19 protein-coding genes are annotated in these 26116 nt (G+C 70.8%); 9 read left to right on the plus strand and 10 right to left on the minus strand.

Annotation, left to right across the window (positions count from 1 at the left end; translation table 11 throughout):
* Window positions 1–213 precede the first annotated feature (213 nt).
* From ACGFIW_RS25990 to araD, 3 genes are all read left to right on the plus strand, one after another.
* Window positions 214–1110 (plus strand): acetyltransferase, encoded by an 897-nt coding sequence (locus tag ACGFIW_RS25990; RefSeq protein ID WP_393320722.1) that lies wholly within the window; start codon window positions 214–216, stop codon window positions 1108–1110.
* A 75-nt stretch (window positions 1111–1185) separates the two neighbouring features.
* Window positions 1186–2172 (plus strand): alpha/beta hydrolase, encoded by a 987-nt coding sequence (locus ACGFIW_RS25995; RefSeq protein WP_393320724.1) that lies wholly within the window; start codon window positions 1186–1188, stop codon window positions 2170–2172.
* A gap of 260 nt (window positions 2173–2432) precedes the next feature.
* Window positions 2433–3134, plus strand: coding sequence for an L-ribulose-5-phosphate 4-epimerase AraD (araD, locus tag ACGFIW_RS26000; protein WP_393320727.1), 702 nt, complete (start codon window positions 2433–2435; stop codon window positions 3132–3134).
* Between the two features lie 70 nt (window positions 3135–3204).
* Here the strand turns inward: araD and ACGFIW_RS26005 are convergent, their stop codons facing one another.
* Window positions 3205–4308 carry an aldo/keto reductase gene (locus ACGFIW_RS26005; RefSeq protein ID WP_393320729.1) on the minus strand — a complete coding sequence of 368 codons (1104 nt, stop codon included), beginning with the start codon at window positions 4306–4308 and terminating at the stop codon, window positions 3205–3207.
* 142 nt (window positions 4309–4450) lie between these two features.
* On the opposite strand from ACGFIW_RS26005, the gene ACGFIW_RS26010 reads away from it, so the two are divergent.
* Both ACGFIW_RS26010 and ACGFIW_RS26015 read left to right on the plus strand, forming a co-directional pair.
* On the plus strand, window positions 4451–5053 hold the full coding sequence (locus tag ACGFIW_RS26010; protein ID WP_393320732.1) for a TetR/AcrR family transcriptional regulator: 603 nt from the start codon (window positions 4451–4453) through the stop codon (window positions 5051–5053).
* A gap of 12 nt (window positions 5054–5065) precedes the next feature.
* The gene (locus ACGFIW_RS26015; protein ID WP_393320735.1) at window positions 5066–5839 is read left to right on the plus strand and encodes an alpha/beta fold hydrolase; all 774 of its coding nucleotides are present in this window, start codon (window positions 5066–5068) and stop codon (window positions 5837–5839) included.
* Between the two features lie 55 nt (window positions 5840–5894).
* On the opposite strand, the gene ACGFIW_RS26020 is transcribed toward ACGFIW_RS26015, so the two are convergent.
* The 4 genes from ACGFIW_RS26020 to ACGFIW_RS26035 form a co-directional block, all read right to left on the minus strand.
* Window positions 5895–6539 carry a DUF305 domain-containing protein gene (locus ACGFIW_RS26020; protein WP_393320738.1) on the minus strand — a complete coding sequence of 215 codons (645 nt, stop codon included), beginning with the start codon at window positions 6537–6539 and terminating at the stop codon, window positions 5895–5897.
* A gap of 60 nt (window positions 6540–6599) precedes the next feature.
* Window positions 6600–7493: a DUF1996 domain-containing protein gene (locus tag ACGFIW_RS26025; RefSeq protein WP_393320740.1), complete on the minus strand. Its 894-nt coding sequence runs from the start codon at window positions 7491–7493 to the stop codon at window positions 6600–6602.
* A gap of 249 nt (window positions 7494–7742) precedes the next feature.
* Window positions 7743–7880 (minus strand): hypothetical protein, encoded by a 138-nt coding sequence (locus tag ACGFIW_RS26030; RefSeq protein ID WP_393320743.1) that lies wholly within the window; start codon window positions 7878–7880, stop codon window positions 7743–7745.
* A 166-nt stretch (window positions 7881–8046) separates the two neighbouring features.
* Complete coding sequence (locus tag ACGFIW_RS26035) at window positions 8047–9930, minus strand: Xaa-Pro dipeptidyl-peptidase (protein ID WP_393320746.1); 1884 nt, start codon at window positions 9928–9930, stop codon at window positions 8047–8049.
* 330 nt (window positions 9931–10260) lie between these two features.
* Here ACGFIW_RS26035 and ACGFIW_RS26040 point away from each other — a divergent pair, with 330 nt between their 5' ends.
* Window positions 10261–13614 (plus strand): S8 family serine peptidase, encoded by a 3354-nt coding sequence (locus tag ACGFIW_RS26040; RefSeq protein ID WP_393320748.1) that lies wholly within the window; start codon window positions 10261–10263, stop codon window positions 13612–13614.
* A gap of 95 nt (window positions 13615–13709) precedes the next feature.
* Here the strand turns inward: ACGFIW_RS26040 and ACGFIW_RS26045 are convergent, their stop codons facing one another.
* Both ACGFIW_RS26045 and ACGFIW_RS26050 read right to left on the minus strand, forming a co-directional pair.
* A complete protein-coding gene (locus ACGFIW_RS26045; RefSeq protein ID WP_393320751.1) occupies window positions 13710–14210 on the minus strand; it encodes a DUF2231 domain-containing protein in 501 nt (166 codons plus the stop codon).
* 228 nt (window positions 14211–14438) lie between these two features.
* The gene (locus ACGFIW_RS26050; protein WP_393320753.1) at window positions 14439–15479 is read right to left on the minus strand and encodes an SEC-C domain-containing protein; all 1041 of its coding nucleotides are present in this window, start codon (window positions 15477–15479) and stop codon (window positions 14439–14441) included.
* A gap of 117 nt (window positions 15480–15596) precedes the next feature.
* Here ACGFIW_RS26050 and ACGFIW_RS26055 point away from each other — a divergent pair, with 117 nt between their 5' ends.
* A complete protein-coding gene (locus ACGFIW_RS26055) occupies window positions 15597–17666 on the plus strand; it encodes a phosphocholine-specific phospholipase C (protein WP_393320756.1) in 2070 nt (689 codons plus the stop codon).
* Between the two features lie 155 nt (window positions 17667–17821).
* On the opposite strand, the gene ACGFIW_RS26060 is transcribed toward ACGFIW_RS26055, so the two are convergent.
* Window positions 17822–18658, minus strand: coding sequence for an aldo/keto reductase (locus ACGFIW_RS26060; protein ID WP_393320759.1), 837 nt, complete (start codon window positions 18656–18658; stop codon window positions 17822–17824).
* Between the two features lie 81 nt (window positions 18659–18739).
* Here ACGFIW_RS26060 and ACGFIW_RS26065 point away from each other — a divergent pair, with 81 nt between their 5' ends.
* Window positions 18740–19591 carry an inositol monophosphatase family protein gene (locus ACGFIW_RS26065; RefSeq protein WP_393320762.1) on the plus strand — a complete coding sequence of 284 codons (852 nt, stop codon included), beginning with the start codon at window positions 18740–18742 and terminating at the stop codon, window positions 19589–19591.
* Here ACGFIW_RS26065 and ACGFIW_RS26070 read toward each other — a convergent pair.
* Both ACGFIW_RS26070 and ACGFIW_RS26075 read right to left on the minus strand, forming a co-directional pair.
* The gene (locus tag ACGFIW_RS26070) at window positions 19575–20063 is read right to left on the minus strand and encodes a GNAT family N-acetyltransferase (protein ID WP_393320765.1); all 489 of its coding nucleotides are present in this window, start codon (window positions 20061–20063) and stop codon (window positions 19575–19577) included. The genes ACGFIW_RS26065 and ACGFIW_RS26070 overlap by 17 nt on opposite strands.
* The gene (locus tag ACGFIW_RS26075; RefSeq protein WP_393320767.1) at window positions 20057–23380 is read right to left on the minus strand and encodes an orotidine 5'-phosphate decarboxylase / HUMPS family protein; all 3324 of its coding nucleotides are present in this window, start codon (window positions 23378–23380) and stop codon (window positions 20057–20059) included. Before ACGFIW_RS26075 ends, ACGFIW_RS26070 begins: the two co-directional genes overlap by 7 nt.
* 210 nt (window positions 23381–23590) lie before the next feature.
* Between ACGFIW_RS26075 and ACGFIW_RS26080 the strand changes: the two genes are divergently transcribed.
* A complete protein-coding gene (locus ACGFIW_RS26080) occupies window positions 23591–26110 on the plus strand; it encodes a DUF262 domain-containing protein (protein ID WP_393320770.1) in 2520 nt (839 codons plus the stop codon).
* The last annotated feature ends 6 nt before the right edge of the window (window positions 26111–26116 follow it).

Consider the following 26116-nt stretch of genomic DNA (forward strand, 5'->3'; position numbering starts at 1 on the left):
ACTGCCTGATGGTCGCCCGGCACCCGCCGTTGTCCGGGACGAACTCGACGGCGGGCACCTGTTGCCTGTCGTCGACCGCCGCGCGTATGGTTCGTTGGCACGCCGTCGAGCTGGAAGGAGGTCAGAACAATGTCCGATGTTCTGCGCCCCCTCCGCGCTCCGGCGTCCGCGCGGGCCTGACCCGGGGCGTTCGCCACCCGGAGGACCACAACCATGACTGATCTGCTCATTCGTCCGCTCGTCGCGGGCGAGGAAGACCTGTTCGACTCCATGCCCGATCCGCTGCCCCAACTGCGCCAGGTCGCGTACGCCGACGGGGTCGCCGGCGGCGGCTACCGGCCCGAGACCACCTGGGTCGCCCTGCGCGCCGGCCGGGTGGTCGGCCGGGCGGCCTGGCTCCGCCCACCGGGCGCTCTCGGCGCTCCCTGGCTCGACCGGTTCGATCTGGACGCCGAGCCGGAGGCGGGCGCCGAGTTGCTGCACGCCGCCCACGAGGCGCTGGGCGGCCCCGGCCGCTACTACGCGGCCCTGCCGGCGCACTGGCGGCGTCGACCGGAGGTGCTGGCCGTGGTGCGGGCACCGATGGAGGCCGCCCGGCTCGCCGGCCTGGTCGAGCGGGGGGAGCGGCTCCGGTGCTCCTGGACGGGCACACCGCTGCCGGCGTCCTCCGGCCGCTACGACTTCCGGGCGCCCACCGACGTGGCGGAGATCAACGCCCTGGTCGCCAGGATCGCCGAGCCGGACGTGCTGACCGGTGCCGAGATCGCGCGTGCGGTCAGCGGAGTGGACCTGGCCAGCGACCCGCTGGCCTGGCTGGGAGACGCCACCGAGAAATGGCGCGTCGCGCTGGAGGGCGGGCAGCCGGTCGGTCTGGCCGGAACGTTCGGGGACGCCTGCTACCCACTGCTCGCCTATCTCGGCCTCCTCGACGAGGCGGCCCGGCCCGAGCTGCTGGGCGAGGCGGTCCGGGTGCTGGCCGCCGGCGGTGCCCGCGAGGTCGTCGCCGACGTGGACGCCCGCCGGGTGGCGGTGCTCGCGGAACTGGAACGGACCGGCTTCCGGCAACTGCGCTCCCGGGTCGTCTTCGCGCCACCGCACCACGCGGAATAGCTGATCGGGTGCGCCCGGTCACCCGGGCGCACCCCCTCGGCCGGCACCGGCCCCCGCCCCTGTCAGCATCGCAGCATGCCGGAGATCATCACGCTTCTCGTGGGTGGGTTGGCGCTGGTCGTGGCGCTTGTCGCCGGGCTGTATCTCTGGCCGGTGCGCCGCCCTGGGCGACGGGTCGCACCGGGGCAACCGCTGGACTTCGACACCGCCACCCGCGCCGCCGAGGCCATCATCGCGGCCGAGGCGGCGGATCCGGCGCTGCGACCGGAGTCGCGCAGCCGCCTGCTGAGCCACGGCTCCCGTACCGGCCGGGCCGTTCTGCTGCTGCACGGATACACCCTCGCGCCCGAGCAGTACGACGGGCTGGCCGAGGAGTTCTTCGACAGCGGGTACAACGTGTGGATCCCACGGGCTCCCCGGCACGGGACCGTCGACGGGCGGGCCCACCACCGGGTCGAGGCCGAGGAGCTGACGACGTACGCCGCACGGGCGTTGGCCGTCGTGGCGGGCCTCGGCGACGAGGTGGGCGTCGTGGGGATCTCCGGCGGCGGCGTGCTGGCCGCCTGGCTGGCCCAGGTGCCCGGTGACGTCGTCCGCCATCTGCTGTTGCTGTCGCCGTTCTTCGGCCCGGACCCGCGCCAGGCGCCGGCCTTCGCGGTCCGACCGCTCATCACGCTGTACGGGCGACGAATCCTGCCGGACCGTGTCACGTCGCGCGGCTACTCGCTCTCCGCCGTCACCCAGTACCTGACGATCGCGCGTGGTCTGCCGAATCCGCCCCGACGCACCGGCCTGTGGACCGTCGCGGTCGCCATCAGCCCGCTCGACGGCGTGGTGGACCGCGCCGCGGCGGTGACCGTGCCCCGCCGGATCGCCGACGCGCACGCGATCCCCCTGCGGGTCTGCACCCTGCCCGAGACGTGGGGCGTCGGCCACAACATCCTCAGCCTCGCCGCGCTCGGCGCTGCGGGGGCCGAGCTGCGCCGGCGGTACGTGGCGCTCTACGAGGGAGAACCGACACCGACGCCCGGGCTGGCCCAGGTGGCCCGCGTCGAGGAGTGAGCAGCCTCGTCGCTGCGGTCAGCCCCGCCGGTGACCATCCGGGACGTGGGCCGCGCGCTGCCGCGCCGGCGTCTAAACTGCGCCCGTGCCGTGCCCCGTGTGGGCGCGTCACCTCCATCCGACCCGGCGCACCCGCTATTGACCGCACGAAATGTTAGCGCTAACCTGCCGCGCTACCGCATCGAAGGGTCGCGCTGCGACGGCTCCCATCCCACCCCCGAAAGGCGACACCAGCAATGAGTACGGCCGGATCAACCGACTTGCGTGCCGCAGTCCTCGCCGCGAACCGCCTCATCGCCGACGCCGGCCTGGCCGCGCTGACGTGGGGCAACGTGAGCGGGGTCGACCGAGAGGCCGGCATCTATGTGATCAAGCCCTCCGGCGTGGCATACCAGGACCTCACGGCCGACCTCCTCGTCCCGGTGGACCTGGAGACCGGGCAGGTCGTCGCCGGTGACCTGCGGCCCTCCGTCGACAGCGAGACGCACCGTGCGTTCTACCTGCGGTGGCCCTCCATCGGCGGAGTGACCCACACCCACTCGACGAACGCCGTCGCCTTCGCCCAGGCCGGACGGGACGTGCCGGTGCTCGGCACCACGCATGCCGACACCTTCGCCGGCCCGATCCGGGTCACCCGGGACCTGACGGCCGAGGAGTGCGCCCACGACTACGAGTTCAACACCGCCCTGGCGATCATCGAGCTGATCGGGGGAGAGGCCGAGGCACTGGCCAACCCCGTCGCTCTCGCCGCCAACCACGGCCCGTTCACCTGGGCGGCGAACCCACTCAAGTCGGTGGAGAACGCGATCGTCTGCGAGGCGGTCGCGGAGATGGCCATGAAGACGCTCTCGCTGAACCCCGCGGCGGCCGCGCCACAGTGGTTGCTGGACCGCCACTTCACCCGCAAGCACGGCGCGGGCGCCTACTACGGCAACCAACTGCCCGAACAGAGCCGGCCGTGACCACCGGCACGGGCTCCGCGAGCGGAGCCCGTGCCGCTGTCGTTGGCCGCGCTGGCCGGCGGGCGGCGCCTCACGTCGTGGGTTGGGCGGCACCGTTGAACACCGGCGGCGCGTAGCCGGCCGGCTTGTCGCCGATGCCGAGCCCCGGGCTCACCACCCAGGACTGGTACTGCGGGGTGAACATCACGTAGGGCGCTTCGAGCTTCGGTGCGCTGGCCTCCTCAAGCCGGCGACGCGCGTCGGCCGGGATCTCGAACCGCAGCGCCTCGAAGTTGCTGCGGACCTGCTCGGCGCTGCTCGCCCCGATGATGACCGAGGCGACGGCGGGCTGGGTGGCCACCCAGTTGATCGCGACCTGGGCCATGGTGCGGCCCAGGTCGGCGGCCACCTCCTCCAGAGCCTCGATGACCTGCCAGTCGCTGGGGCTGATCTCCCGGCCCGCGGCGTCGGGGTTGGTCAACCGCCCGGTCCCGCTCAGGCCGTCGCCGGTACGCCGGTACTTTCCGCTGAGCAGGCCACCGGCGATCGGGCTCCACGCGGTGAGCCCCATGCCCACGGTCTGGGCCATCGACACGTACTCCGCCTCGATGCCCCGACCGACCAGGGAGTACGGGAGCTGTAGGTTGATCATCGGGGTCAGGCCGTGCGCCTCGGCGTAGCTCTGCGCGCGGGCCGCGTACCAGGCCGGCACGTCGGACAGCCCGGCGTAGCGGATCTTGCCGGCGCGTACCAGGTCGTCGAGGGTGTGCACGACCTCCTCGACCGGGGTGATCCGGTCCCAGGTGTGCAGCAGGTACAGGTCGATGTAGTCAGTGCCGAGCCGACTCAGCGACGCCTCCACGGCCCGCACGATGTGCTTGCGGCCGTTGCCGCTGGCGTTCGGGTCGCTCGGGTCGACGGTGTTGGTGAACTTGCTGGTGAGCACGAGCCGTTCGCGGACACCGGCACTGCTGATCAGGCGGCCGAGGATCCTCTCGCTCTCCCCGGCGGTGTAGAAGTCCGCCGTGTCGACGAAGTTCCCGCCCGCCTCCAGGTACTGGCGGAAGATCGGCTCCGCCTCCTCCTCGGTCTTTCCGTACGCGGCGTGGAACCCGTCGACGCCGAAGTTCATGGTGCCCAACGCCAGTCGGCTCACCCGCAGACCGGACCGCCCGAGCAGGTAGTAGTGGTTCATGGTGGCGCCCTCCCGATCGTGGTGTCGGCCCGGATCGGGCCGCGTCGCAGACCTTTGCTCGCCAAATCTGGACCTGCAAGTCCAAAATCCGCGCTACGGTCGGAGCAGCAGGTACGGGCCAGGCAGCGGTGACGGAGGTCGCATGACACGGGCGTTGACCCGCAAGGGCGAGGCCACCCGGGCGCGGATCGTCGCCGGTGCCGCCGCCGAGATCCGCGAACGCGGCGTCGACGAGGTACGCCTCGAGGACGTGATGGCCCACACCGGCACCAGCAAGGGTCAGCTCTTCCACTACTTCCCCGACGGCAAGGAGGAGCTGCTGCTCGCGGTGGCCCAGCACGAGGCCGACCAGGTGCTCGTCGACCAGGAGCCGATGCTGAGCAACCTGACGTCCTGGCCGGCCTGGTTGGCGTGGCGCGACCGGCTCGTCGAGCGCTACCTCGCCCAGGGCGTGAAGTGCCCGCTCAACGGTCTGCTCGGTCAGACCGGCCGACGCGCACCGGCCGCCCAGGCGATCGTCACCGCGCTCATGTGGCGCTGGCAGGCGGCCATCACCGAGGGCATCCGGCACATGCAGTCGACCGGGGACATCGCCGCGCGGGTGGACGCCGACCGCGCCGCCGCGGCACTGCTGGCCGGCATCCAGGGCGGTGTGCTGTTGCTGCTCTCCACCGGAAAGATCGACCACCTGGAGGCGGTCCTCGACCTCACCATCGACTCCCTGCGGGAGAGCGCCCGGACGTAGGAGGGTGAGGCAATGACGGACGACGACCACGCACCCCTGGTGCTGCTGCACGGCCTCACGTTCGACCGGCGACAGTGGGACCCGGTCCGGCGCGAGCTGGCGAAGATCGATCCCGCCCGGCAGGTCCTCACCCTCGACCTGCCCGGGCACGGCGACGCACCCCGGCGGGCGTCCTACGGGATGGCCGAGGTGGCCGACGTCGTGCACGAGCAGGTCACCGAGGCGGGCGTCGACCAGCCGATCGTGGTGGGCCACTCGGTCGGCGCGGTGGTCGCCACGACGTACGCGGCCCGCCACCCCGTGCGCGGCGTGGTGAATCTGGACCAGATCCTGCTGCCCGGCCCGTTCGGTGTGGCCGTACGCCAGGCCGAGCCCACCCTGCGCGGCCCGGACTGGCGGCGGGTGTGGGACGGCATGCTGGCCGGAATGGGCATCGAGGGGTTGCCGGCCGAGGCGCGCGAGATCGTGCGAACCGCGACAGATCCCCGCCCGGACCTGCTGCTGGGCTACTGGGGTGAGATCCTGCGCGGGTCCGACGAGGGGATCGCCGCCGAACGGCAGCGCGACCTGCGGGCCATCGGCGAGCGGGGGATCCCCTACCGCTGGGTGACCTCGTCCGAGCCGCCGCCGAGGTACCTGACCTGGTTGACGGGCGCCCTGCCGGGGATCATGGTGACCGTGCTGCCCGGCAGTCACTTCCCGCACCTGGCGGAGCCGGCGACAATCGCCCGGCTGCTGGCGGGCGGTTGCGAGGGTGGCCTCGCGCAGGAGTCGCCCGGCGAGTGACCAACCAAGCGCCAGCACCACACCATCCGGTCGGCACACCGCACGCCGGGCTGAGTCAGTCGGCCGCGCCGGACGGCCGTTGGGTCGCCGGGACATTCGACGGCGGCCGGTCGAGTCGATCGAGCGCCGCGAGCCGGGCGGTGTCGCCCCGGATCACTGCCCCGGCCAGGGCGGTGGTCGTCGGGTCTACCCCACCCCGCTGCTCCGCGCTGGCAATCCGGACCGACTGCCCCAGGTGTGCCCGCAGGTGCCCGGCGAACAGCCGGAGGAACGGCTGCCCGGTGCTCGACCGCAGCACGTTCACCTCGTCGGCGGTGACCATGCCGGGCATGTCGTGGCCCTCGTGCGGGTTGGTCGTCGGCGCACCGGACTGCGCCAGCAGCCGGCGGCCCCGGTCGGCGGTGTCGCGCTGGGCGGTCCCGACCTCGGCGGCCAGCCGCCGCCAGGCCGGGTCGGTGGTCCGCGCCGGCACCAGTTCGAGTACGGGCAGCAGGCGATCAGCCATCGCCACCGTCAGTTGGAGCCAGGCGATATCGGTGGGGCTGAACGCTCCCGTCGTACCCCCGGGTGTCGGCACCGTCGTCGCAGCCGGCACCGTCGTCGCGGGCGGGGTGGGGCCGGCGGCTTCCCGTGGCCCGGTGGTGCAACCGGCGGCGAGCAGCATCGCGGCGAGCAGAGCCGTCGGTCCGGCGATCCGCATCCGAGTCGCCTTTCGCCTGGTGGCGGGCCCGGGGTGACCGGGCCCGCCCTCGGGTACGAATCAGATCGGTCGGCCGTCGTGACCGCACTTGATGACCGGCCGGATGCAGTCCTGGACCCGCCGGGCCATCTCCGTCACCGGCCAAGCGTTGAAGAAGTCGCCGTGCATGGTGTAGCCCGGCCCGGAGGCCAGCCGGAAACGCGACGGGTCGCCGTTGACCGGGTACCGGAGCACCTGGCGCAACTTTGGCACGTGCACCGGGTGGGTGCTCGGGCAGGCCTGGTTCACCGGGTACGCCAGGTGGCTCTTGTGGTCCGGCGAGTCCAGGTCCCGGCCATTCCAGCACTGGGGGAAGTCCAGGTACGACTCGAGCATCGTGCCCGCCGGGCAGGTGACGAAGTCCTTCGACGGCGGCACCTGTCCCGCGTGCAGGCACGACCAGCGGGCGATGCTGTCGTTCGGCCCGGCGGCCTTCGCGTTGCCGGCGACGAGGCGCAGACCGAGCGGGAACGGCTGGGTGTTCGCGACCACGTCCGCGCGTACGCCCTCACCCAGGTAGTAGAACGTGGAGATCGCCGGCTCCACCGGCACGTTGTCGCGGTAGAGGGTCGGCACCCAGTACGACGAGGCGTCCACCCGAGGGTCGCAGGTGGTGGGGGAGTTGACCAGGTCGGGCAGTGTGGTGTGGGCGTTCGTCACCGTGCTGCCGAAGAAGCTGTGCATGTGCGAGGCCCCGGGCAGCCCGGGGAAGATGATCGGGTCGTCCGGCAGCCGGTGGCTGTAGGTGCAGTCGGCGGGGAACTCGGCCACCCGGATGGCGTTGGCGACCGGGGCGGCGTCGGCCCGCGCGGTGGTGGAGACGACGTACGTGCCGAGTAGCACCAGCAGGGCGCCGATCGCCGTGGCGAGGCGCAGTCGGCGGTGGATGCCGGAGAGGGGTGCGGCCCTGTCCATCTCGTGACTCCTGTCGGGGGACGGGTCAGGGGTAGCTCCGGTGCCCCCGCCGAAGACAGCGGAGAATGCCCTGACCAGACTGGTGGTGACCGGCGGAGCACGGTGCGAGAGAGCGCTCTCACCGGTTGCCCAAGCCTCGCCCTCTTGTCGAAACTTGTCAATACGTGCCGCAGGTGGTGGAGAAATGACGACGCCGAAGGGCCGGGCTCCCGTGGTGGGGTCCGGCCCTTCGGTGCGTGTGGGGTGCGGTCAGCTGGTGGCGTAGCTGCGGGTGGCGATCCGGTCGGCGAGGTGCTCGACGCTGATCCAGTAGGAGGCGGTGTCGGGCTTGCTGATCTCCATGCTGTGGTAGGCGGAGACAAGCCGGCTGATCAACTCCGATTTCATGAAGTCGCGGTGTCCCAGTGCCGGGGATGCCCCGACATCAAGGAAACCGAGTCGATCACGAGCCCGTGGTTGGGCGCATCGTGACGGGGCACCCTACCGGGCGTGAACGGTGCGGGTGGGGCGGTCCGGCGGATCCGGCCGCCCCACCCGGGCACCAGCGGCGGACCTAGAAGCCGAGGACGCCCCGCCCGCCGACCACCGGAAGTCGCAGCTCACTGTCGTTCGGTGCGACCCGCAGCGTGGTGCCGCCCAACGGCAGCAGGGTGTACTCCTGGTCGCTGGAGAAGACGACCACGCCGATCCGGTGCCCGGTGGGGAACACGTAGTCCTTCGGCTCCATGGTCCACCGGTAGTCGTACATTTTGCCCTGCCTGACCGGCTCGGTACGTGCGGCGCTCCTGCGGTTCTGCGGGTCCATCCAGCCCCGCGTCACCACGGTCGGCGCGGCGGTCGACCCGGTGGGCCCGTAGTCGACCAGGTACGCGGTGAGGTTCGCGTCCGGCTTGTTGTCGATCGCCATCCGCAGCCGCATCTCCGGCCGCCCGGAGATGCGCACGCTCTGCGTCAGCTCGGGGGAGCGGTAGGCGAGTCGGTTGGCGCTCGCGGTGTCCGGGTTGGCGACCAGGGTGTCCGGGTGGATGGTCCGGCCCTCGTCGACGAAGCTCTGCTCGACAGTGGCCTTCGGTGGCTTGCCCGTGGTGAGCGCGCCGGGTGCGGTGGCGTCGGTGGTCGCGAAGCGCAGGCCGACCTCCCGTGCCGCCGGGTCGGGCCAGTTGGCGTACGTGGTGTAGGCGCGGTCCTCGCGCTGGAGCACCGCGGTCGGCTCGTCCATGATGCCGTTGCGGACGTTCCACAGCCAGAAGTCGAACCAGCGGTTCTCGGTCTGCTTGTAGGTCCACGTCCGGCCGTCCGGCAGGGTCACCGCCGCGCTGCTGCCCGGGCCACCGTGGCCGCCCTGGTGCAGCCAGATCTTGCGGGGGACGTCGCGTTTGGCGAGTTGGTCCCACCAGCCGGCGAAGTGCTCGGTCTTGACGTTCCAGTCGTTGAGGCCGTGCACGACGAAGACGCTGGCCCTGACGTCGCGGGCGTCGAGGTAGTCGCGGTCCTGCCAGAACGTCGAGTAGTCGCCGGTGACCCGGTCCTGCTCCGCGGTGATCTCGGCGAGCTCGTCGGCGCACTGCCCCTCGGCGCGTGCCTGCCCGGCGGTGTACTGGGCCAGGATGTCGAGATCCTCGCCCTGGAACGTGCCGGGGGCCACCACCAGGCCGTTGGCCCGGTAGTAGTCGTACCAGCTGCTGATCGCGGAGACCGGCACGATGGTCTTGAGTCCCTTGACCCCGGTGGTGGCCACCTGGTTGGGCAGCGTCCCGTTGTAGGAGACACCTGTCATGCCCACCGCGCCGGTGGTCCAGCCGGCGGTGACCGGGGCGCCGTTCGCGTCGTACCCCTTCGCCCGGCCGTTGAGCCAGTCGATGACCGCCTTGGTGCCGAGCGTCTCGGCCTGGTCACCGCTGGTCGGGCAGCCGTCCGAGTCGCCGGTGCCGACGCTCTGACCGAGCACCACCGCGTACCCGCGCGGCACGTAGTAGTCGTCAAGTGAGCCGGGCAGGTTGGCCTTCCCCTGGGCCCGCTGGGCGCCCGCGTCGAGCCCCAGGCGCCCGGCCCGGTCGGTCCGGCCGTTCTGCGGCAGGTCGTCGACCAGGACGCTCGGGTATGGCACGTCACCCCAGGTGCCCTTGCGGTACGGGCTGTGCTCGAAGATGACGGGCACCTTGAAGCCCTGCGTGGCGGTCTCCCGGGGGCGGGAGATGTCGATCGCCACCCGGTCGGGTCGACCGTCGTGATCGGTGTCGACCGGGGTCTGGACGAACACCCGCTCCTCGATCGCGTCGGCGAGCGAGAACACCGGTTGGGTCATACCGTCACTGACCACGATGCCGGTGGGCGTCGTGGTCGTGGGCGGGGCCGCGGTCGCTGCTGGGGCAGCGCTCAGGACCAGGGCGCCGGACACACCGACGGTCAGTAGTGCCAGATGGCGGGGTCGACGCACGCGCGTCTCCCTTCGGTTGGGCTGGTCGCCGGGTCTCGGCAGGGGCCAATCTCGAAGATCCATTCGTGGCCATGCTAGGGCGGGGCTCGGGCCCCGTCGATGCCTTCGGGCAGGGATGTGCCCTTTGTTGGCAATGTGATGTTCTGGGCGAGGCGAGCGGCAATCGAAACGTCATCGAACCGGGTCGGGCGGTGACACGCTGCGGAAATCCGGGCCACACCAGCGGAAAAACCTGTCGTCGAAGACCTCCGAAGATCACGTATCCGTGCATATGATCTTGCGGGAAGCCGCCCGAAGAGGCGCTTTCGTCCACATTAGACGAGGAGCATCATGCTCAGGAAAACACGGTGGCTGTTGGCCGTCGCCGTCACGGCCACGACACTGACCGCCCTACCGGGCGGCACTGCCGCCGCTGGACCCAGCGGCATCGGCCGGACCGGCACACCCGCGACCTCGGCCGACGGCAAGACGCACACCGTCACCCTGCTGACCGGCGACGTGGTGACCGTACGCGGCACCGGCTCGGGCTGCCCGCAGGCCGTGGTCCGGCCGGCCGACGAGAACGCGGTGATCCGCCAGACCTGTGGCCCCGACGGCCACCTGCACGTCATCCCCGCCCGCGTCGCGTCCCAGATCGGCTCGGTCCTCGACCCCGACCTCTTCGACGTCACCACGTTGATCGCCGACGGGTACGACGACGACACGTCCGCCGAGCTGCCGCTCATCGTGCAGCCCGCCACCGCGTCCGCCCGGGTCGCCGCACTCGGTGACGTCCTGCCGTTGCCCAGCATCGGCGCGGTGGCCGGCCGCGTACCCAAGAAGAGCCCGGCCACCGCGAAGCTGGCGACCAACTCGCTGACCGCCGGCGCGAAGAGGGTCTGGCTCGACCGCAAGGTCCGCGCCACCGCGCTGACCGGCGGCGGACCGCGCGGTGACCTCGACCGCAACCTCAGCCAGATCGCCGCACCGCAGGCCTGGAAGTCCGGCTACACCGGTGCCGGCGTCCGGGTCGCGGTGCTCGACACCGGTGCCGACTTCACCCACCCGGACCTGGTCGGCCGGGTCGCCGACCGGTCCGACTTCACCGCCGAGGGCGGTGACGCCGTCGACCACAACGGCCACGGTACGCACGTCGCCTCGACCATCGCCGGCACCGGTGCGGCCGCGCACGGCCAGCGTCGCGGTGTCGCCCCCGACGCCAAGCTGGTGATCGGCAAGGTCCTCGACGACCACGGCTCCGGCGCGGACTCCGGGATCATCGCCGGCATGGAGTGGGCCGCCGCCCGAGCCGACGTCATCAACATGAGCCTCGGCGGCAGCGAGGCCGACGACGGCACCGACCCGCTCTCGCTCGCCGTCGACGCGCTGAGCAAGTCCACCGGTGTCCTCTTCGTCGTCGCCGCGGGCAACAGCGGCGGGGCCATCTCCTCGCCCGCCTCCGCCGCCAGCGCGCTGACCGTCGGCGCCGTGGACCGCGACGACAGGCTCGCCGACTTCTCCAGCCGCGGGCCGCTTGTCACCAGCAACGTGGCCAAGCCGGAACTGGTCGCGCCCGGTGTCGACATCGTCGCCGCGCGGGCCGCCGGCACCAACCTCCAGGACCCGATCGACAGGTACTACGAGGGCCTCTCCGGCACCTCGATGGCCAGCCCGCACGTGGCAGGCGCCGCCGCGCTGCTCGCCCAGAGGCACCCGGACTGGACCGGTACGCAGCTCAAGGCGGCCCTGGTCGGTGCCGCCGACCCGCTGAGCGGCATCGACGGGTACAGCGTCGGTGCCGGCCGGCTCAACGCGGTCCGGGCCCTCGGCGGCCCGACCAGCAACCAGCCGGTGGTCAACCTCGGCACGTTCGCCTACCCGCAGTCCGGCACCAGCGAGGCCAAGCTGAGCTGGACCGGCGCGGCCACCCCGGCGACGACGGTCCTCGACCTCGACGTGGCGATCGTCAACCACGACGGTCAGCAGGTGCCGCGCGACGCGGCGGCACTGTCGACGAACCGGGTGACGGTCACGCGCGGCAGCACCGCCGAAGCGACCCTGCGGATCAACCGCGCGGCGCTGGCCGCCCGGCCCGGCTTCTACCTGGCCACCGTCACCGCCCGCACCGCCGGCCGCAAGGTCGTCGCGACCACGCCGGTGAGCTTCTACGTCGAGCAGCCCAGCTACGACCTGACGATCCACACGAAGCCGCTGCCCGAGCTCAAGGAGGGCGCGGAGAGCTGGCTCAACCTCATGATCACCAACCTCACCGACCCGCTGATCTACCACGGCGGCGCGGGCGGTACGCCCGGAGACACGTTCACGCTGCGGGTTCCGGCGGGCCGGTACTCGGTGCTCGGCGCCGCGGTCGCCTACTACGTCGACAGCGACGTGCTGGAGACGACGCTCACCGGCGAGGCCGACCTGGACGTGCGCGGCCCGCGGAGCGTGACGCTCGACCCGGCGCGCGCCAAGCCGGTGACGGCGACCGTCGACGGGGTCGCCACCACGCCCACCCGGACCGACCTCACCAACGTGCAGACCGCGGCGAACGGCCTGTCCTGGTGGCACCAGATCAGCGGGTACGGGACCGCGACCTCCGTGCGCAGCACCGCGCTGCCGAAGCCCACAGTCGGATCCCGGCACGCCTGGGCGGCCGTCAACCTGAACTCGCCGGCCGGCACCGCCAAGCCGTACCGCTACAACCTGGTGCACGAGTACCCGGGCGGCGTGGTGACCGACCCCGCCTTCCGGGTGACCAGGGCCGAGCAGGCCAAGCTGGCGCGGATCGACGAACGGTTCCACCAGACGGACTCGCCGGAGATGTTCACCCAGTTGGTCCGTACCGGCATGACCCGCGACGGGGTGGCGGTGACCCAGACCCACGAGGGGAACCTGCCCCCGTACCGGACCGACTACCTCTCGCCCGACATCCTCTGGGCCGACCAGGGCGTCTACGGCGGGCTGGCGGCGGACGAGGCACCCCGCAGCTACCAGCCGGGCAGCCAGCAGACCAAGATCTGGGCCCGTCAGCCCCTGCACTCCGGCTGGTACGACGACCCGGCCGGCGCCGGCTGGAGCTGCGCCACCCCGCCGTCGCGGACCCGGGGCAACCTGCACATCGACCTGGTGTCACTGACCGACAAGCACCAGCGGGCCGACTGCCTGTACGGCGAGGCGATCGGCGTGAAGCGCAAGCTGTCGCTCTACCGAGACGGCAAGCTCGTCGACGAGCGGTCCGGCCCGTTCGGCGACTTCAGCGTCCCGCAGTCGATGGCCGACTATCGAGTGACCCTCGACATCGACACGAGCCTGATCCTGCCGATCTCGACCAGGGTCAACACCTCGTGGACGTTCCGGTCCGCCGGCCCGGACGGGACCGGGAGCGTGGCGTTGCCGCTGCTCGCGGTCGACTACGCCCTGCCGATGGACCACGACAACCACCCGGTCGACGGAACGGCCGAGTTGACCGTTCGACAGGCGCACGGTGTCAAGCCGCAGCGGGTCACGTCGTTCCAGGTCTGGACCTCCACGAATGACGGTGCCACCTGGGCGTCGGCCCGGGTCACCGCCAGCGGCGACGGCTACCGGGTCGCCCTGCCGAAGGCCACCGCCGGGCAGGCCGTCTCGCTGCGGGTGAAGGCCGCCGCGAACGGCGGTAGCGGCATCGACCAGACCATCATCCGGGCGTACCGCGCCGGCTGATCGACACGCCACGTGTGCGGGCCCGGCACCGAGCCGGCCCGCACACGTGGCCCGCGCGCTGGCCGGGCCGGCACGCCACGAGGGGGCCCGAGGTGTCACTGCCCCTCCCAGACCGCCTTCGCGCCGGAGTCGCCGGTGCGGATCACGTAGTACACGACGATGCCGGCAGCCACCACCGACAGCACCTGCAACGCCACGGTCATCGCCTGCCCCGGCCGCCGGTCGTCGGCGGCGCCCGCCTCGGCGGGCCGCGGCGGGACCAGGCGGACCAGGGCCAGCGCCACGACCGCCAACCCGAGGGTCGCCCAGAACGTGATGTCGCCGAACTCCTGGTGCGCCTCGATCTTCGGCGCGAATTCCGGGGTGACCCGGTTGGCGGCACGCATGCGCTCGAAGAAGGCGTCCCCGGAGAGCTTCGCCAGCAGGGCGGCGACCGGCGCACCCACGGCGAGCAGCCCCAGCACCCAACGGGTGTGCGGCCGCACGGGCGAGACGAGCGCGTAGCCGACCGTCAGGAGGGCCAGCAGCGGAACGAACACGACTGCGGCGTGCAGCACCAGAGGGTGGGCGGGGAGGCCCATGAACTCCTCGAACATCGGCGTCTCCTCCGGAGGCATCGGGTGGACGTCGATCGTCCAGAGAAGGACGGTAGCGGTTCAGCGGTCGCAGCGCAGGACGGCCAACGCCGACGACGCACCTGCCCGCCGCGTGCGCCCGGTCGACCGACTGCTGGTAGCCGGCGGCCAGGGCGTCCACCGTGACGCCGGTGTGTCGTGGTCGGAATGGCACCGATGCCCCCACCGGGCCGGACACGTTGTCGTCGGCTACCGGGAGCGCGGCAGACAGTCCTTCTTGTACTTCAGGCCCGAGCCGCACCAGCAGGCGTCGTTGCGCTCCGGAGGCCAGGGGATCCGCGCGCCGGGTCGCGCCGACACCTCGGCCCCGTAGCCCGCCCGGACCGTCGCGTCGGTGGGATCGCCGTCTCGTCGACCGGCGAACGCGGTCAATCCGTCCACGGTGGCGCGGAACACGCCCAGCCCGGCCTGACCGGCATCCCGGAGCCGGACCAACTCCGTTTCCAGCCGGCCCCGGTGCGTGTCCCAGTCCGGCCCGTACACCTCGGCCAGGGCGGCGTGCTCGGCGAGCAGCCGATCGAACTCGGCCCGCGGCCAGAAGAGCAGATCCGACTCGCCGCCCCTGCGCTCGCCGGCCCGGCGCACGAGCTGGGTCTCCAGCCGGTCCGCGAGATCGTCCTGCCGGTCGTGCGGCAGATTGAGATCCCGGCGTACCCGATGCCGCTGTTGCAACAGGAAGAAGGTGACACCCGGCGCGTCCGGCGGACCGAGATCGACCACCGGGTCGATCGTGGTGCTGGCCGGCCCGGACGCGGCGCTCGCGCGTTGGTCGAACAGGGTGTCGACCGCCTCGCTCAGCCACGTCTCGGCGGTCGCCGAACGACCACCCGCGTCCAACGCGGCACTCACGTAGGCGGGGGCGTCGGGCCGCACGAGCAGCAACGGGCGCAGCGCGGTCAACTCCGCCATCGCCTCGTCGTCGCGACCGCCGGCCCGGAACAGCGCCCGAGCCCGCAGCGCCCGCGCGAACCCGGCCCGGGGATCATCCCCGGACGGGTACGCCGCCAGCGCCCGCTCCGCGTACCGGAGGGCGGCCTCGGGTCTGGCCCGGATCTCGGCGATCTCGGCGGCCAGGGTCAGCGCGTCCCCGGCGTCGTCCGGATCCTCCAGCCGGCCCTGCTCCGCCGCCTGGGCGACATCGGCGGCGACACCGAGCGGGTCGGCCATCCCGAGCGCCGAGCGGCGCAGTTCGGCCAGGTCAGCCTTGGTGAGTACGTCTCTGGTCGGCACGATCTCACGGTACGTCGGGCTGCTCCCGCCCGGCCCGACTATGGCCATCTGCCGTCAACCCGACGTCGGTAGCGTCCGATCGCCAGTTTCTCGACCAGATCGCACAAAGGCGGAGTTATGGGCACGGTGGATCGACGTACATTCCTCAAGGCGATGGGAGTTCCCGCGATCGGCGCGGCGCTTCCGCTGGACCTCAGCAAGGCGCTCGCCATCCCGGCCAACAACCGGACCGGCACGATCAGGGACGTCGAGCACGTCATCATCCTGATGCAGGAGAACCGCTCCTTCGACCACTACTTCGGCACCATGCGCGGCGTACGCGGCTTCGGTGACCCGCATCCGGCGACACTGCCGTCCGGCAAGGACGTGTGGCACCAGCCCAACGGGGCCGACGAACTGCTGCCCTTCCGCCCCGAGGTGAAGGATCTCGGCCAGACCTTCCTGCCGGACCCGCCGCACGGCTGGAACGACGGGCACGCCGCCTGGAACGACAGCCGGTTCGACAGGTGGGTGCCGAACAAGGGCGTCACCGCGATGACCTACCACACCCGCCAGGACCTGCCCTACCACTACGCGCTCGCCGACGCGTTCACCGTCTGCGACAGCTACCACTGCTCGCTGATGGGGCCGACCGACCCGAACCGCTACCACATGTTCAGCGGCTGGGTCGGCAACGACGGCAAGGGCGGCGGACCGGTCATCACCAACGCGGAGGCCGGCTACGACTGGTCCACCTACCCGGAGCGGCTGGAGCGCAACGGCATCTCCTGGAAGATCTACCAGGACGTCGGCACCGGCCTCGACGCCGCCGGCTCCTGGGGATGGACGAACGACCCGTACATCGGCAACTACGGCGACAACTCGCTGCTCTACTTCCACCAGTACCAGAACGCGCAGCCCGGAACGCCGCTGGCCGACCGGGCCAAGACCGGCACCGAGGTCAGGACCCAGGGCCGCGACCCGGAGGCGTTGCTTGCCGACTTCCGCGCCGACGTCGAGGCGGGACGCCTGCCGCAGGTCTCCTGGATCACCGCGCCCGAGGCGTACACCGAGCACCCGAACTGGGAACCGGCCTACGGCTCCTGGTACATCTCGCAGGTCATCGACATCCTCGCGTCCAACCCCGAGGTGTGGAGCAAGATGGCGCTGTTCATCACGTACGACGAGGAGGGCGGCTTCTTCGACCACGTGGTCCCGCCGACGCCCCCGCAGACCCGCGAGCACGGGCAGTCGACAGTCCCGACCACCAACGAGATCTTCCCCGGCGACGCCGACCACCCGGCCGGGCCGTACGGCCTCGGTATCCGGGTACCGATGGTCATCGTCTCGCCGTGGACGCGCGGCGGCTACGTCAACTCGCAGGTCTTCGACCACACCTCACTGATCAAGTTCCTGGAGGCCCGCTTCGGGCACGGCCGTCCCGACCTGATCGAGCAGAACATCACCCCGTGGCGACGCGCCGTCGTCGGCGACCTGACCACGGCCTTCGACTTCCGGCACCCGAACCGGTCGCGGGAGGTCCGGTTGCCCGACACCGACGACTTCAAGCCCGAGGACCTGGTGCGGCACCCCGACGAGGTGCCCGTCCCGCCGACGGACCAGCGGCTGCCGAAGCAGGAGCGCGGGGTACGCCCGGCGCGGCCGATCCCGTACACCCTGCACGCCGACGGGCGGCGCGGCGACGGCGCGTACCGGATCGACTTCCGCAACTCCGGCGGTGTCGCCGCCGTCTTCCAGGTCCGCCAGGCCGGCAGCACGGACGCCCCGCGCAGCTACACCGTCGAGCCGGGCAAGCACCTGACCGACACCTGGCCGGTCACCTCCGGGTACGACCTGTCGGTGCACGGGCCGAACGGGTTCTTCCGCCGGTTCACCGACGGTCGGTCCCACCTCGACGTCACCCCCACCTCCGACGAGCGTGACGACAAGCTCGCCCTCACGCTGCACAACCGCGGGTCGAAGCGGGTCGAGGTGACCGTCCGGGACGGGTACAACTCCCGCCCGGTGAAGCTGTCCCTGCGCCCCGGCCAGACCGAGCGCGCGACGTGGGCGCTCGCCCGCACCCACGGCTGGTACGACCTGACGGTGCACGTCGCGGGCGACGCCGACTTCGCGTACCGCTGCGCGGGTCATGTCGAGAACGGCAGGGACAGCATCAGCGACCCGGCCCTCGGCGGGCTCGTCTGAGCGTCCGTCCCGCCGACGTCCGAGCGCCCCGGAACAGCCCGGCGACGTGGTGATGGGCGTGCTGACTCACAGGCATCCCGATGCCGCACAGTCAGCACGCTCACCACCGCGGCCGATCCCGCAGACGTCACGTTCCGTGGTCCTGGCCGGGGCGATCAGAACTCCTCGTACACCGCCGGGTCCTGGTCCGAGAGCCGCCCGTCCGGACGGCCCAACGCGGTGATGGCCTCGACCTGCGCGTCGGTGAGCTTGATGCCGAAGACGTCCAGGTTCTCGACCTGCCGCCGCGGGGAGGCGGCCTTGGGCAGCGGAATCACCCGCCGGGCCACGTGCCAGGCGAGGATCGCCTGCGCCGGGCTGATGCCGTGCGCGGTCGCGATCTCCACGACGACGGGATGCTGCTGCAGGTCGTTGCCGTGCCCGAGCGGGCTCCACCCCTGCACCAGGATGCCGTTCTCCCGGTGGTAGTCGAGCGCCTCCTGCTGCGGAAAGTACGGGTGCACCTCGATCTGGTTGACCACCGGGGCGACCCCGGTCTCGGCCACCAGCCGCTCGATGTGCTCGGGCAGGAAGTTGGAGAGCCCGATGTGCCGCACCAGACCACGCTCGCGCGCCTCGATCAGCGCCCGCCACGCCTGCACGTACAGGTCTTCCTTGGGGTTGGGCCAGTGGATCAGGTACAGGTCGACGTGGTCGAGGCCGGTGCGGAACACACTCTCCTCGATGGTGGTCAGCGCCTCGTCGTAGCGGTGGTGCCGCCCCGGCAGCTTCGACGTGACGATCAACTCGTCCCGGACGTCACCGGCAGCACGGGCGGCCCGACCGACGGCGCCCTCGTTCTCGTAGTTCACCGCCGAGTCGAGCAACCGGTAACCCGCCCGGATCGCCTGCCCGATCGCGTCGACGCCCGCGGAGCCGTTCAGCTTGTACGTGCCGAGCCCGATCGCCGGCACGGCGGTGCCGTCGGCAGCCGTCAGATGGGGAATCGTCATGATCGGAACCCTACCCGCACGACGTTGGCGCTGCGCTGAGCATCAGTCAGGACCAGGTCTGCACTCGGGACAGTGTTTCCAGTGCCCCAGGGGAGCTGGCCCGAGTTGGCCGAGGGTGCGACGATCCTGACCGATGCCGAGGGCAGGGAGATCGGAATGGACGACAGAGTACGTGTGCTGCGGGACCTCGCCCGCGAGGTGGCCAACCTCGGTGGAGTCGAGCTGCTGCGACACTTTGGCGACCACGGTCGGGTCGACTACAAGTCGTCGCGTACCGACCCGGTCAGTGCGGCCGACCGGGCGTCGGAGCAGGTGATCGTGGCCCTCCTCCGCCGACGGCGGCCCAGCGACGGCATCCTCGCCGAAGAGGGCAGCGACCAGGACAGCGGCTCGGGGTTGCGCTGGGTGATCGACCCCTTGGACGGCACCGTCAACTACATCAGCGGCATCCCGTTCTGGTGCGTCAGTGTCGCCTGCGAACGGGCGACTCCGGACGGCTGGGCTCCGCTGCTCGGGGTGGTGCACGATCCGGTGCATGACGAAACGTTCCATGCCGTGTCGGGTGCCGGCGCATGGCTGGGGGAACGACAACTACGCCTGGAGGGCCACACCGGGCTGGACGACGTCATCCTCGCCACCGGCTACGCCTACGACATCGCGCATCGCAAGAGCCAGGCCGACATGATCGCCGATCTCGCGATGGACGTGCGCGGCGTACGGATGCTCGGCTCCACCGCACTGGCGCTGGCTTGGATCGCGGCCGGCCGGATCGACGCGTACGTGGAAGACCGCGCGTCTCCCTGGGACTGGGCGGCCGGCCGGGTGATCGCCGCCGAGGCGGGCGCATCGGTAGAGCTGCTCGACACCGGCGTGCTCGCCGCACCCCCGGAGCTGGCCGGCCAACTGCGTTCCCGCGTCAGGACTGCCGGTTGATCAGCAGCTCGTAGACGGCTCGGTCCTTGCCTGGGCCCTTGAAGTTCGCTGTCACCTGCACACCGTCGACCTCCCGCTCACCGGGGACGTTGCGGAAACCGAGCGTGAGCCACGTCCGGTGCGCAGCCCGGTTCTCCGGCTCGGAGGTCAGGTACAACCGGCGGCAACCCCACTCGGCCGCGCAGGCCCGCACCGAGCCGAGCAGCAGGCGGGCCACTCCGCGTCGGCGGAAGTCGGGATGGGTCATCACATCCTGCACGTAGACGTCGGCCGGGTCGTCCTGGCTGCGGAACGCGACCACCGCGCCCGCCAGCGCGCCCTCTTCCACCGCCACTGGACATGTCGACGAGAACAGCCGCGCGTACAGCCAGTAGTCCGACGACGTGCGCGGCCGCACATAAGGCTCACCCAGCGCCATCAACCGCTCCACGTCGCCGATCAACTCCGGCCGCAACGGGCTTGCGATCACCATGCCTCCTCACGTGGGCGGCGCACCGCCGCCACCAGTTGCTGAGCGACCAACTCCGGATCCAGCCCTTCGGTCACGCTGCGACCCACGATCAGGATGTCCCAGTCCGCGTTGGTCAGCACGTCGCGGTCACTCGGACCGAAGCCGCCCGACACGGCCACCGGCAACCGGGTCCACGACCGGATGGCCTGCACCCGTGCCAATGGTCGGCGGGTACCGACGCCAATGTCGATGTTCGTGGTGATCGCGAAGGCATCAACCCCAGCGCGCTCCATGTCCCGGACCCAGGACTCCGACAGCGCGGTGCCCGGCACGTCCAACATCACCGGTACGCCGAGCCGACGTCCCGCCTCGGCGGCGGCCGCCACGCTGGCCACGCTCGCCGGGCCGATCAGGAACACCACATCCGCACCCGCACCCGCGGCCAGTACGACCTGCTCCCGCCCCCAGTCGGCGGACATCATCTCCGCAACGACGACGACCTCCGGGACGTCACGTTTGATCCGTTCGATCGCCCGAACCCCGTGCTGCTTCACCAGTGGGTCACCGACCTCGACGAAATCAACACCGGCGCGTGCTGCCGCCCGAGCCACCGCCACAGCCTCGTCAAGGTCAGCCAGGTCCAGCGCGACCTGGATCGTCCGGGCACCTCTCAGCCGCCGGAACGCCTCGCGCAACACCGGCGCGTCCCAGGGCACGTCGGTCGCCCGATCGCGCTCCGGATCGAGCGCTTCCGCCTCGCGCCGCACCAGCCACGACCCGGCCTGCCGTCCCCGGTCGGCCAGGCGGCGCCGGTCGTCCGCGTTCAGCGTGGTCCACCCGGTGCGCGACTCCCGCAGCAGACCGAACAGCGACTGCTCCGTCACCGGACCCACCGACGCCGGACCGAACGCCGGAACAAGAAGCCGTAGCCGCTCCAACAGCACCCCGACATGCCGAGGCGGCACCGCCCACGTCGAATCCGCAGCCATCAACCGTGCCGCCCGAGCCGGCAGGTCGGTGTCCGGCTCCGCCAGAAGCACGTGCAACACGCTTTCCCGGACGTGCCAGTTCGGGTCGACCAACAGCCGCTCCATCAGGTCGGCGCCCAAGGGTGGCTGCGCCGCCGGCAACGCCCGCGCGGTCGCCGCCCGAACCTTGTAGTCGGTGTCGTCGCAGAGACGCTTCAGAACCTGCCCCACCGCCGACGGGAACGGCGCGTCCTTGTCCCGGGCGCCGTCGGCCAGCGCGGCCCGCACCCGCCAGTCCCGCGATGCCAACAGGTTCTCCAGCCGATCGTCCTCGCCGGTCGAGAAGAGATACCAGTGCCGGGCCACGAACGCCGCCAATTCGCCGGAGATCGACTCGCCTGGAACGAGCCAACGGTCGGGTTCCGCCTCGGCGGGGTGGGCGTCGATCGCCAGCCGGACAGGCTGCCAGAGTTGCGAACCGTACCGGTCGAGGACGCGCAGCAGCCACGGCCGGAAGCTGGTGCCGAGCGCGGTCGCCGTTCGTTCATGGCCGAGCACGCTGCCGGTGAGGTCGAGGTCGTACTCGCGGACCGCCCTCTCCGCCGCCTGGCGTAGCACCCCGTCGGTGACGAATCGCGCATCGGGCAGTGCGAGGAGCAGAGGCACGGTGACCCGGGCGTCCACCGTCGGAGCCGTGAGCACTGCCGTCACCGTGGCCGGGGTGTGGCGGTCGAGCGCCAGCGCGGTCAGCTGGCAGACCGATCGGGCCGTCGCCGAAGTGACCGCCTGGGCAGCCATCGCGTTGAAGGACGCAGTCACCACCGAGACGGACCGGGAGTCCCGCATACGACGGCTGATAACGGTCGCGAGGGCGAACTCGCGGATCACGTCGTGGCCGAACTCGACCCGGTCGGTGATCGGCGAGCGGATCAGCAGGGGTGCCAGCGCCGCTGGGGAGCTGTCTGGCGGGACATCGCTGCGCAGCCACCGTGGCACCAGATCAGGCCGTTCCCGTTCCGCCGCCTGCGCCAACTCGTCGATCGCGTCCTCGCTGGGGGCGATGGCCCGCACACACCTGTCAATCAGGTCGTACGCGTTGATCTGCGCCCAGCCGATCTCGCCTCCCGCCCGCAGCAGCCGCAGATGCAGTGGCACGCGGACCAGTTCTCGCACGGCCGCGGGCAGTGCCGTGAATGCAGGATCACCGGGTCGTCGAGACGCCTCCCAGGCGCGACCCGCCTCGCCCCTGCTCCACCGGGACAAGCGATAGGAGGCCGTGGTACGAAGCGGCGCGTACACCGAGGCAGCCAGCACCGGAAACGCGCTCACGTCGACCTCCGGCGGTGTGCGGACCACCAGCATGAAGCGAAGTTGCGGCTCCACCACTTCGCGCAGCAGCGCGTCGACCTCCTGGGCGACCTCTGTCAACTGTCCGGCGTCCCTGATGCCGTCGATCACGATCAGAGAGCAACGGTCCGCGCCCCGTACGGCGGCCTCGACCGAAAGTGATGGTTCATCGGTGGCGGGCAGCGACGCGTACCGCAGGAGGCGCGCCGCCGGCGGTCCGTCCTGGGCCAGCCAGTGGTCGGCGACGTGCAGCTGGAAGTCCGCCGCGCCGCTCATACCCGCGGCGACATGCTGGACAAGTCGGGACTTGCCGCATCCGCTGGCCCCGGTGAGCAGGTGAACCCGTGCCGTGGAGTTGAGGAAGCCCGTCACGCTGCCCACCGCGTCCAACGGCTCCTGGTACGGCGGCCCCTCGTCGCGATCCGCGCTCAGAGCCGCGAGCAGCGCATCGGTCCTGCGGCGGGAAGCCGGGCCGAGGGCCCCGGTGGATGGTGCGCTCTCAGCGGGCTGAACGCTCAGGTGCTGGGCGATCACGTCGACGTGCTGCTCGATGAACGCGAGCCGCAACTGCTGCACGAGCGGGCCGAGGCTGCTGTCCCGGGCGAGGGAGTGGGAGACCATCGCCTCCCACAGGGCAGAGCTGAACGCCACAGCGAAGGCGACCGGATCGACATCCACGGCCGAGAACGTCTCGTCCTGCGGAAGCCGACTACGGAAGCGACCAGCCCAGCGGTCCAGGCTCACCGATCGGCTCGTCCCGGCTCGCACCAGGCCCGGCTGCACAATCCACCTCGGCACGCCGTTCTCGGCGAAGAAGTCCAGACAGACCAGCTCCAGCAGCTCCCGGGTCGACTCGTCGACGTCCGGCGCGGCGGCGGCGATCGCCTCGTGGAGTGCGGCCCGGCAGACCTCTTCGAGGTCGCGGTCGAGAGTGGGCGTACGGACAGCGGAGGTCGCCCGCTGGCCAGCGGCGATGCTGAGGCTGGTCAGTATCTCTGCGGCGAACTCGGCGATGAGTGACACACCACTCCCGATGGCTCAGGCTCCGCAAGTACCGCGCTGGACCCTAACGTCCATTGCGGACTTCTCCATCGATCACCGTGTCGGCAGCCGCCCCGTGGCCGCGCCGACCTGCCGTGCCGAACAGAGAAGTCGCGTTTTTGACTGAGGCGTTGATCCGATTCGGGTGTCTGGTTGGCTGGCCGGATTACGCCGGGGACGAGGGGAGCGCACATGGTTGCGGCACACGAGACGACGCTGCGGGAGTTGCTCGAAGGCGCGAAGCAGTATCGGGTGCCGCTGTACCAACGGACCTACTCGTGGACGGACTCCCAACTGAGACGACTCTGGGACGACATCCGTAAGTTGGCCGAGGAGCGAATCGAAGACCAGAACCTCACGCACTTCATCGGCTCGCTTGTGCTCGCGCCCAGCCCCACCCTCGGTCCGGCGGTCTCCGAGTTCCTTGTGGTGGACGGCCAGCAACGTCTCACCACGCTGTCCATTCTGCTCTGCGCCATCCGCGACCACCGCGCCACGCATGAGGGTCCAGACCACCGGGACCGCATCAACCAGGAATACCTGATCAACAAGTACAAGCCGACCCATCGGTTGAAGCTCGTTCCGACCCAGGCCGACCGCACCGCCTACGAGGCCTGTCTCGAAGCGACGCCCCAGGCCGGCGGCAGCGACCAGGTGGGTGCGGCGTACCGGTTCTTCGCGGCCCAACTCGTCGCCGTCGACGACCCGGACGACCCGCTGGATATCGAACGCATCGAGGACGCAGTCATCTCGGGGATGGCGCTGGTCTCGGTTGTTGCGCAGTCCGGTGACAACGTCTATCGGATCTTCGAATCGCTCAACAACACCGGCCTGAAACTCACCCAGGCTGACCTGCTGCGCAACTACCTGTTCATGCGGCTGCCCAACCGTGGCGAGGCGGTCTACGACTCGCTGTGGTTCCCCCTGCAGAAGCAGTTGGACGCCGGGGAAATGGAGCAGTTGTTCTGGCTCGACATGGTGCACCGCAACCCCGAGGTCAAACAGACCGACACCTACGTTGGGCAGCAGGCGAGGCTGAACGGCCTGCACACCGAGGCGGAGATCGAAGCCGAGGTGCGCCGATTCTGCCGCCTCGGGGCCCTCCTGCGGATCATCCTGCACCCCGAGGAGGAGCCGGACCCGGAGGTACGGCGGCGGTTGGCCCGGCTCAACGCCTGGGACACCACCACGGTCCTGCCGCTCCTGCTGCACCTGCTGGACCGCCGCAAGCAGGGGACGGCGACGTCGGAGCAGATTGCCTCGGCGATGCTGTACGTCGAGAGCTACTTTATTCGCCGTCTGCTGATCGGCCGAGCCACTGCGAGCATCAACCGGGTCCTGCTGCGCATCGTGACCGACATGCGTAAGGACCTGCCCGTCGACGAGGCGGTCCGGGCGTTCTTGTCGGTCGGCCGGAAGTACTACGCCACCGACGCCAGCCTGCGCGAGGCAGTACGGTCGATCCCGTTCTATCTCAATGGGCGGGCAACTCAGCGCAAGCTGGTGCTTCAGTGGCTGGAGGAGTCGTACGGCAGTAAGGAACCGGTCGCGCCAGCATCGTTGACGATCGAACACGTCATGCCACAGAGCCCTACCGCCGAGTGGCGGCAGATGCTGAGCGAGGATCTGCAGGGCGAGGAGAGCTTCGCCGAGGCGCACGAGGCACTGGTCCACACGTTGGGCAACCTCACCCTCACCGGTTACAACGCGGAGTTGAGCAACAGCTCCTTCCTGATCAAGCGGGCCCAACTCGGCAAGAGCGGGATCGCACTCAGCCGAGAGATCGCCGACCAGAAGCGCTGGGGACGCCCCGAGATCCACGCGCGCGCCGACGGGCTCGCCGAACGGATTATCGCCACCTGGCCCGGGCCCACCGAGGGGGCGGGCAACAAGTCCGAGGTGCCCTGGGACGTCATGAACACGGCGCTCGCCGCGCTGCCCGCCGGCTCCTGGACCGCGTACGGTGATCTGGCCGCGCTGATCGGCACTCACCCGGTCTCTGTCGGTGCCCGACTGGCCAACCATGCCGCACCGAATGCGCACCGGGTGCTCCAGGCCGAGGGGGTGCTGGCACCGAACTTCCGCTGGCTTGAGCCGTCCCGGACCGACGACCCGCACGACCTGCTACGCGAGGAGGGTGTCGAGTTCGACAGGTACGGTCGGGCCACCCAGGCGCAGCGGATCGGTGTCGAGGAACTGGCCCAACTTGCCGGGATGCCGCAGCAGGACGGGTCGGGCCAACTCCTCCGGCCACGCTCGCGACACAACAGTCCGCTGGACGACCGGTTCCTTGAGCAGCTCAGGGACCTTCAAGATGCGCAGGTCGCGCACGGCACGGTCGCGGTGCTCGAAGCCTGGGCCGGCATGGGGGGCATGCTGTTCTATGGCTCCGGCGGCGAGACCTCGTGCTTCCTCATGGCGCGTGGAAAAGACCACGAGCTCGGCAACATCTGGCCCGCGGCGATCTACCCGAGTGGGAAGTTCGAGATAGTCTTCCAGCACCTCAGCACCCGGCCGCCGTTCGACGACATCACGTTGCGGAAGCAGTTCCGTCAGCGGTTGAACGAGCTGGAGGGCGTGAATATCGCGGCAGCCAAGCTGGCGCTCCGCCCCGGCTTTTCTCTGGACGTCCTCGTCAACGTCAAGGCCCGCGAGGCGCTCATCGAGCACCTCCGCTGGTTCTACGGACAGGCCGTACAGCCCGAGGCCTGACCGACC

Source organism: Micromonospora sp. NPDC048935 (assembly GCF_043197875.1).
Classification (GTDB): Bacteria; Actinomycetota; Actinomycetes; order Mycobacteriales; family Micromonosporaceae; genus Micromonospora.